This is a genomic window from Streptomyces sp. NPDC058459 (assembly GCF_042721685.1).
Taxonomy (GTDB): domain Bacteria; phylum Actinomycetota; class Actinomycetes; order Streptomycetales; family Streptomycetaceae; genus Streptomyces.
Genome location: NZ_JBHXLV010000274.1, coordinates 1 through 7255 on the forward strand (window position 1 = coordinate 1; position 7255 = coordinate 7255).

Consider the following 7255-nt stretch of genomic DNA (forward strand, 5'->3'; position numbering starts at 1 on the left):
GGTCCGGCGGGCCGTTCCGTGTCCCGGGCGGGATCAGCCGTCGATGCGCTTGACCGAACCGGTGTGCTTCAGGTGGCCCTTGCCGTCGGCCTTCACGCTGTCCGTACGCAGATCCTCGAACTGACCGTCCTTCCACCAGATGTCGATGGTGGCGGTGTGGTCACAGATGTTGTGGTAATACACGGTGGTGGTCGAGATGCCGTCGCCGTAGGACCAGTTGAAGCAGCCGCTGCGGCCGCTGTGCTGGGAGTCGGCCGACGTCTGCGCCGCCTGCGCGGGCGTCGCGACGCCGAGGCCCGCCAGCAGGACGGATGTGGCGACGGCGGCCTTCGTTATGGAGCGCATGATTTCCCCGGTTTCTGTGTGTCGAGCGACGTGGTGCTGACTGCGGCTACGGCCTGTCACGGACGGTGGTCAGCCGGCCGACAGTGGGTGAAGCTATAGCGATCAAATGTGCGCGGCAATCGACTTGTGGCCGCCGCGTGCCGCACTCCTGACGAATCATCGGGATTTTCCTGGACGGCCAGAACCGTTTTCTTTGCTCGCCCTTTGATCGTTCCGGGGCTGATGACGCGTTGTCGGCGCCGCCGGATAGCCTGGCGCGACAGGCACGGACCAGGTCGTGCGGGCGAGTCGCCCAGGGTGCGGGCAGAGGGAAGGAGCGAAGGTATCCAGATGCGCGTACTCGGTGTGGACCCGGGGCTGACCCGGTGCGGTGTCGGGGTCGTCGAGGGCGTGGCCGGACGGCCGCTGACGATGCTCGGCGTCGGTGTGCTCCGTACGCCGGCGACCGCCGACCTGAGCGAGCGTCTCGTCGCCGTCGAGAGGGGCATCGAGGACTGGCTCGACGAGCACCGGCCCGAGTGCGTCGCCGTCGAGCGGGTCTTCAGCCAGCACAACGTCAGCACCGTCATGGGCACCGCCCAGGCCAGCGCCGTCGCGATGCTGTGCGCGGCCCGGCGCGGCATCCCGGTCGCCCTGCACACCCCCAGCGAGGTCAAGGCCGCCGTCACCGGCACCGGCCGCGCGGACAAGGCCCAGGTCGGCGCCATGGTCACCCGGCTGCTCCGGCTCAGCGCGCCCCCCAGGCCCGCCGACGCGGCCGACGCCCTCGCCCTCGCCATCTGCCACATCTGGCGCGCCCCCGCGCAGAACCGGCTCCAGCAAGCGGTCGACCGGCACACCGCCCACGCAACGAAAGGCCGAACGGCATGATCGCCTTCGTCAGCGGCACCGTCGCCGCCCTCGCCCCCGACTCGGCGGTCGTCGAGGTCGGCGGGGTCGGCATGGCTGTGCAGTGCACGCCCGACACCCTGGCGCGGCTCCGCGTCGGCCGGCAGGCCCGGCTGCACACCTCCCTCGTCGTGCGCGAGGACTCCCTCACCCTGTACGGATTCACCGACGACGACGAACGCCAGGTCTTCGAACTGCTCCAGACCGCCAGCGGCGTCGGTCCCCGCCTGGCTCAGGCGATGCTGGCCACGCACCGCCCGGACACGCTGCGCCGCGCCGTCGCCACCGCCGACGAGAGGGCCCTCACCGCCGTGCCCGGCATCGGCAAGAAGGGCGCGCAGAAGCTGCTGCTGGAGCTGAAGGACCGGCTCGGCGCGCCCGTCGGCGCCCCCGCCGTCGGCGCCCCGGTCAGCCAGGGCTGGCGCGACCAGCTGCACGCTGCCCTCATCGGCCTGGGCTACGCCACCCGCGAGGCCGACGAGGCCGTCACCGCCGTGACCCCCCAGGCCGAGGCGGCGGGCGGCACCCCCCAGGTCGGCCAGCTCCTCAAGGCCGCCCTCCAGACCCTGAACCGCGCCCGCTGACCGCGCGCCATCGCTAGGAGCACCTGAAGTGAACTGGGACGACACGACGGACGGCGCCGACGCGGAACGGCTGGTGGACACCGCCGCCGACCGGGAGGACCAGGCCGTCGAAGCCGCCCTGCGCCCCAAGGACCTCGGCGAGTTCATCGGCCAGGAGAAGGTCCGCGAACAGCTCGACCTCGTACTGCGCGCCGCCCGCGCGCGTGGCGCCACCGCCGACCACGTGCTGCTCTCCGGCGCCCCCGGCCTCGGCAAGACCACCCTGTCGATGATCATCGCCGCCGAGATGGGCGCCCCCATCCGCATCACCTCCGGCCCCGCCATCCAGCACGCCGGCGACCTCGCCGCGATCCTGTCCTCCCTCCAGGAGGGCGAGGTCCTCTTCCTGGACGAGATCCACCGCATGTCCCGGCCCGCCGAGGAGATGCTGTACATGGCGATGGAGGACTTCCGGGTCGACGTCATCGTGGGCAAGGGCCCCGGCGCCACCGCCATCCCGCTGGAGCTGCCCCCGTTCACCCTGGTCGGCGCCACCACCCGCGCGGGCCTGCTGCCAGCCCCCTTGCGCGACCGTTTCGGCTTCACCGCGCACATGGAGTTCTACGAGCCGCACGAGCTGGAGCGGGTCGTGCACCGCTCGGCGAACCTGCTCGAAGTGGAGATCGACACGGCCGGCGCCGCCGAGATCGCCGGCCGCTCCCGTGGCACCCCCCGCATCGCCAACCGGCTGCTGCGCCGGGTGCGGGACTACGCCCAGGTCAAGGCGGACGGCCTGATCACCCGGGACATCGCCGCCGCCGCCCTCGCCGTCTACGAGGTGGACGCGCGCGGCCTCGACCGGCTCGACCGGGGTGTGCTGGAGGCGCTGCTGAAACTGTTCGGCGGCGGTCCGGTGGGCCTGTCCACGCTTGCCGTCGCGGTGGGGGAGGAGCGGGAGACGGTGGAGGAGGTCGCCGAACCGTTCCTGGTGCGCGAGGGCCTGCTCGCCCGTACCCCCCGCGGGCGGGTCGCCACCCCGGCGGCCTGGGTTCACCTGGGTCTCACCCCGCCGCAGGGACGGCCGGCGGGAAACGGACAACAGGACCTGTTCGGGGCGTGAGACCGGCGCATTGGCCTCAGGAGGAACCCAGGTGCCATGCTGAGCGTTGTTCCCTGCGCACGCACTCGCTTAGACTCCGCCGATGCCGCCCTCGCGGGCGACGCCGACCAGCCCCTCCAACAGGCCCGCTCACCGCGCGGTCGCGCGAAGGAAATTCCGTCTCGTGAATGTCTATACCCTTCTCCCCTTCATCGTGCTCATCGCGCTCATGTTCGTGATGACGCGTTCGGCCAAGAAGAAGCAGCAGCAGGCCGCCAGCATGCGGAACGAGATGCAGCCCGGTTCGGGCGTCCGCACGATCGGGGGGATGTACGCGACGGTCAAGGAGGTCACGGAGGACACCGTCCTCCTCGACGCCGGGCCGGGCGTCGAGCTGATCTTCGCGAAGAACGCGATCGGCGCCGTCCTCTCCGACGAGGAGTACAACCGCATCATCCACGGCATCGAGCACGACCTGAAGTCGGACTCCGAGATCGTCCCGGACGACGCCTCCTCCGCCGCCGACGCCGAGCACAAGGCCGTCGACTTCGGCAAGAAGGACGCCGCCGCCACGCCCCTGGAGCCCACCGGGGCCATCGAGCCCACCGAGGCCGCCAAGACCGCCGAGGACAAGGCCGCCGCCGACCAGGCGGGGACCGTCGAGGCGGCCGGCAAGCCCGAGGTCACGGCGGAGGCCAAGGACGAAACCGTCGTGAACAAGGCCGAGCAGGCCGAGACGCCCAAGAAGACCGACGGCGACACCGACGCGAAGTAGTCATGCCTCCGGAGCGTCCCGGCGCCTTTCGCCGGGCGCGCGGCACGCCCCGGACGCCTCTGTTTCCCGCACGGAATCCCGACACCATGTCATGGCCACCGGCGCCTACGGCGCACCGGGCGGCCCGAGAGGGAGTACGAGAAGGTGGCAGCACCTAAGAAGGGCCGGGGCACGAGTGCCCAGAGCAAGCCAGGGCGCTCGCTGGTCCTCATCCTGATCGCCATCGTGGCGCTCACCGGAGGCATGTTCGCCGCCGGGCACACCACCCCGCGTCTCGGCATCGATCTCGCCGGTGGTACGAGCATCACGCTCAGGGCGAAGGCCGACCAGGGGTCGGCGATCAACAAGGCCAACATGGACACCGCGGTCGACATCATGAACCGCCGTGTCAATGGTCTGGGTGTCTCCGAGACCGAGGTGCAGACCCAGGGCGACGACCACATCATCGTCAACATTCCCAAGGGCACCAACTCCAAGGAGGCCGTGCAGCAGGTCGGCACCACCGCCAAGCTGTACTTCCGCCCGGTCCTGGCCAGCGAGCCCAGCGGCGGGGCCCCGGAGCCGTCGCCGAGCACCTCCTCCGGCGCCAGTGGCTCGCCGAGCCCGGCCGCCAGCCCCTCCGGTGACCAGAAGGCGTCCGCGCCCTCCGGCAGCCCCTCGCCGAACGCCTCGGCCACCTCACAGGGCCGCGCCGTCAGCGAAGCGCTGAAGGCCGACGCCACCCCGTCGCCCACCGGCTCCCCGAGCGCCAAGCCCTCCGGCGCCCCGGCGGCCCCCTCGCCGGCGCCGAGCGCCAACGCGGACGCCGCGAAGCTCCAGGCCCAGTACGCGGCCCTGGACTGCCGCAAGCCCGCGGAGCGCGCCAAGGTCGGCAAGGCCGGCAAGCCCGGTGAGCCCACCGTGGCCTGCGGTGAGATCAACAAGGTCTGGTACAAGTACGTCCTCGGCCCCGCCGCCGTGGACGGCACCGAGGTGAAGTCGGCCCGCGCGATCTTCGACACCCAGGGCGCCTCCGGCTGGCAGGTGCAGATGGACTTCACCTCCTCCGGCGCCAAGAAGTTCGCCGACGTCACCGGCGCGCTGGCCAAGAACCAGCAGCCGCAGAACGAGTTCGGCATCGTCCTCGACGGCGACGTGGTCTCCAGCCCGTTCGTGCAGCAGGCCATCACCGGCGGCCAGGCGGAGATCTCCGGCAGCTTCCAGCAGGAGGAGGCCCAGAGCCTCGCCAACATGCTGTCCTACGGCGCCCTCCCGCTCTCCTTCCAGAAGGAGACCGTCACCACGGTCACCGCCGCGCTCGGCGGGGAACAGCTCAGGGCGGGTCTGCTCGCGGGCGCCATCGGCCTCGTGCTGGTCGTGATCTACCTGGTGGCCTACTACCGCGGCCTGTCGCTGGTGGCCATGGCCTCCCTGCTGGTCTCCGCGATCCTCACCTACGTGATCATGACCCTGCTCGGTCCGGCGATCCACTTCGCGCTGAACCTGCCGGCGGTCTGCGGCGCCATCGTGGCGATCGGCATCACGGCCGACTCCTTCATCGTGTACTTCGAACGCATCCGGGACGAGATCCGTGAGGGCCGTTCGCTGCGCCCCGCCGTCGAGCGGGCCTGGCCGCGCGCCCGGCGCACCATCCTGGTCTCGGACTTCGTGTCCTTCCTCGCCGCCGCGGTGCTGTTCATCGTCACCGTCGGCAAGGTCCAGGGCTTCGCGTTCACGCTCGGCCTGACCACCGTTCTCGACGTCGTGGTGGTCTTCCTCTTCACCAAGCCGCTCATGACCCTGCTGGCCCGCCGCAAGTTCTTCGCGGACGGCCACAAGTGGTCCGGGCTCGACCCGCAGAGCCTGGGTGCCAAGGCCCCGCTGCGCCGCACCCGCCGTCCCTCCGGTCCCTCCGCGGGCCCCGTCGACCCCAAGGGGGCGTGAGCGATGTCGAAACTCGGTAGCCTCGGCGCGCGGCTGCACCGCGGTGAGGTCAGCTACGACTTCATCGGCAAGCGCAAGATCTGGTACGGCGTCTCCATCCTGATCACCATCACGGCCATCCTCGGCCTGGCGGTGCGCGGCCTGAACATGGGCATCGACTTCCAGGGCGGCGCCGTCTTCACCACTCCGACCAGCATGAGCGCCTCGGTCGCCGAGGTCGAGGGCTACGCCCGCGACGCCTCGGGCCACGACGCGGTCGTGCAGAAACTCGGCAACGGCAGCCTGCGCGTCCAGATCGCCGGCCTCGACACCGGCAAGTCCGACGAGATCAAGCAGACCCTCGCCAAGAACCTCAAGATCGACCCCGAGCGCCTCAACGCCGACCTGGTCGGCCCGAGCTGGGGCGAGCAGATCGCCAACAAGGCATGGCAGGGCCTGGCGATCTTCATGGTGCTCGTGGTGATCTACCTGGCGATCGCCTTCGAGTGGCGCATGGCCATCGCGGCCCTCGTCGCGCTGATCCACGACATCACCATCACCGTCGGCATCTACGCCCTCGTCGGCTTCGAGGTCACGCCCGGCACGGTGATCGGTCTGCTCACCATCCTCGGCTACTCGCTCTACGACACGGTCGTCGTCTTCGACAGCCTCAAGGAGCAGACCAAGGGCATCACCAAGCAGACCCGTTTCACCTTCAGCGACATCGCCAACCACTCGATCAACAGCACCCTGGTCCGCTCCATCAACACCACGGTGGTCGCCCTCCTCCCGGTGGCGGGCCTGCTGTTCATCGGCGGCGGTTTCCTCGGAGCGGGCACCCTCAACGACATCTCCCTGTCGCTGTTCGTCGGCCTCGCGGCCGGCGCGTACTCCTCGATCTTCATCGCCACGCCGCTCGTCGCCGACCTCAAGGAGCGCGAGCCGGCGATGAGGGCCCTCAGGAAGCGGGTCCTGGCCAAGCGCGCCCAGGCCGACGCCGGAGAGGCCGAGGGGGAGCCCCGGTCCGCCGCCGGAGAACCGTCCGACGACGCGTCGCCCGCCGTGGTGGGCCCGCGTGATCAGTCCGCCCCCCGCAACCGGGGCCGCGGTCGACCCTCTGGAAAGCGCCGATGACCTCCGTCCAGGAGCTGCTGCTCAGCCGTATCCGCGACGTGGCCGACTACCCGGAGCCGGGCGTGATGTTCAAGGACATCACCCCGCTCCTGGCCGACCCCGCAGCGTTCACGGCCCTCACCGACACGCTGGCCGAGCTGGCCGCCGCCAGCGGGGCGACCAAGATCGTCGGTCTGGAGGCGCGGGGCTTCATCCTGGGCGCGCCGGTGGCCGTCCGCGCGGGCCTCGGCTTCATCCCCGTGCGCAAGGCCGGCAAGCTCCCCGGAGCCACCCTGCGCCAGGCGTACGACCTGGAGTACGGCTCGGCCGAGATCGAGGTGCACGCCGAGGACCTGGCCGCCGGTGACCGCGTCTTCGTCGTCGACGACGTGCTCGCCACCGGCGGCACCGCCGAGGCCGCGGTCAAGCTGATCGAGCGGGCCGGCGCGCGGGTCTGCGGCGTCGCCGTCCTCATGGAGCTGGGCTTCCTCCACGGCCGCGCCCGCCTGGAGCCCGCTCTAGACGGCGCGCCCCTGGAGGCGCTGCTCCAGGTCTGACGCAGCCGACGGC

Annotated in this window: 8 protein-coding genes; 7 read left to right on the forward strand and 1 reads right to left on the reverse strand. The window is 71.0% G+C overall.

What is annotated here, in order from left to right:
• Positions 1-33: 33 nt before the first annotated feature.
• Complete coding sequence (locus tag ACFWN1_RS30335) at positions 34-345, reverse strand: hypothetical protein (protein WP_384368977.1); 312 nt, start codon at positions 343-345, stop codon at positions 34-36.
• 330 nt (positions 346-675) lie between these two features.
• Here ACFWN1_RS30335 and ruvC point away from each other — a divergent pair, with 330 nt between their 5' ends.
• The 7 genes from ruvC to ACFWN1_RS30370 all read left to right on the forward strand — a co-directional run bounded on the left by ruvC (position 676) and on the right by ACFWN1_RS30370 (position 7242).
• Entirely contained in the window at positions 676-1215 is a 540-nt protein-coding gene (gene ruvC, locus ACFWN1_RS30340) for a crossover junction endodeoxyribonuclease RuvC (protein ID WP_384368980.1), read from the forward strand.
• Positions 1212-1817 (forward strand): Holliday junction branch migration protein RuvA, encoded by a 606-nt coding sequence (gene ruvA, locus ACFWN1_RS30345; RefSeq protein WP_384368983.1) that lies wholly within the window; start codon positions 1212-1214, stop codon positions 1815-1817. Before ruvC ends, ruvA begins: the two co-directional genes overlap by 4 nt.
• A 28-nt stretch (positions 1818-1845) precedes the next feature.
• Positions 1846-2916 carry a Holliday junction branch migration DNA helicase RuvB gene (gene ruvB, locus ACFWN1_RS30350; protein WP_384368986.1) on the forward strand — a complete coding sequence of 357 codons (1071 nt, stop codon included), beginning with the start codon at positions 1846-1848 and terminating at the stop codon, positions 2914-2916.
• Between the two features lie 163 nt (positions 2917-3079).
• Positions 3080-3670, forward strand: coding sequence for a preprotein translocase subunit YajC (gene yajC / locus ACFWN1_RS30355; protein ID WP_384368989.1), 591 nt, complete (start codon positions 3080-3082; stop codon positions 3668-3670).
• Between the two features lie 144 nt (positions 3671-3814).
• Positions 3815-5593 (forward strand): protein translocase subunit SecD, encoded by a 1779-nt coding sequence (secD, locus tag ACFWN1_RS30360; RefSeq protein WP_384368993.1) that lies wholly within the window; start codon positions 3815-3817, stop codon positions 5591-5593.
• 3 nt (positions 5594-5596) lie between these two features.
• Entirely contained in the window at positions 5597-6706 is a 1110-nt protein-coding gene (secF, locus tag ACFWN1_RS30365) for a protein translocase subunit SecF (RefSeq protein ID WP_384368996.1), read from the forward strand.
• Positions 6703-7242, forward strand: a complete 540-nt coding sequence (locus ACFWN1_RS30370) for an adenine phosphoribosyltransferase (RefSeq protein ID WP_384368999.1) — start codon at positions 6703-6705, stop codon at positions 7240-7242. The genes secF and ACFWN1_RS30370 overlap by 4 nt, the downstream gene beginning before the upstream one ends.
• Positions 7243-7255 lie beyond the last annotated feature (13 nt).

What these genes read in the sequence shown, in the direction of transcription:
- ruvA (WP_384368983.1), top strand. Translation starts at nt 1,212, where the DNA reads ATGATCGCCTTCGTCAGCGGCACCGTCGCCGCCCTCGCCCCCGACTCG.
- ACFWN1_RS30335 (WP_384368977.1), bottom strand. Translation starts at nt 345, where the DNA reads ATGCGCTCCATAACGAAGGCCGCCGTCGCCACATCCGTCCTGCTGGCG.
- secF (WP_384368996.1), top strand. Translation starts at nt 5,597, where the DNA reads ATGTCGAAACTCGGTAGCCTCGGCGCGCGGCTGCACCGCGGTGAGGTC.
- ruvC (WP_384368980.1), top strand. Translation starts at nt 676, where the DNA reads ATGCGCGTACTCGGTGTGGACCCGGGGCTGACCCGGTGCGGTGTCGGG.
- ACFWN1_RS30370 (WP_384368999.1), top strand. Translation starts at nt 6,703, where the DNA reads ATGACCTCCGTCCAGGAGCTGCTGCTCAGCCGTATCCGCGACGTGGCC.